At 48.3% G+C, this 634-nt stretch carries 1 protein-coding gene; it reads right to left on the reverse strand.

All coding sequences use genetic code 11. The annotated features are described in order from the left end of the window. On the reverse strand, positions 1–634 hold a 634-nt coding region (locus R7R78_RS27265), incomplete at both ends, for an aspartate kinase (RefSeq protein ID WP_225474752.1).

A 634-nucleotide genomic window follows, 5' to 3' on the forward strand; every position in this document is an offset into this window, starting at 1 on the left:
GCCGCCTTTTTCTGGTTCTTTGGATGAGCCAACAAAAACCGGGATATCATGACGCAGAGCAGGGACTAGTGTTGATGGGTGTAATATTTTCGCGCCAAAGTTAGCCATTTCAGAGGCTTCACTAAAGCTGATCTCTGGGATTGGTGACGCTTTTGGTGCGATGCGAGGATCGGTCGTGTAAATACCAGGAACATCTGTCCAAATTTCAAGTCCAGATGCTTTCACACCTTCAGCAATCAAGGCTGCACTGTAGTCGCTACCACCACGGCCTAACGTTGTTGTATTGCCTTCTTCGTCAGAGCCAATGAAGCCCTGTGTGATGACGACAGAATCAAGACATAAAGGGATAAGCTTCTCTTGCGCTAGTTGAGTAATAGCTTCGACATTCGGCTCTGCGCGACCAAAGTTGTCGTCGGTTCTTAGCACTTCACGAATATCAAATCGTACTGCATTGATACCACGCTCTCGCATGAGTTGCGCCAAAATGTGCGTCGACATTAACTCACCACATGCCACAAGGTGGTCGGTCAGTTTGGTGTTTGCTTGAATTGAGGCGGCTTCTGCAAGGCTGGTCACGGTATCTAAAATTCCGTACACCTCTGAAGAGGCTTCTGTCGCATCTTCCAATTGAGCC

The sequence above is a fragment of the Vibrio sp. 2134-1 genome, from assembly GCF_033339495.1.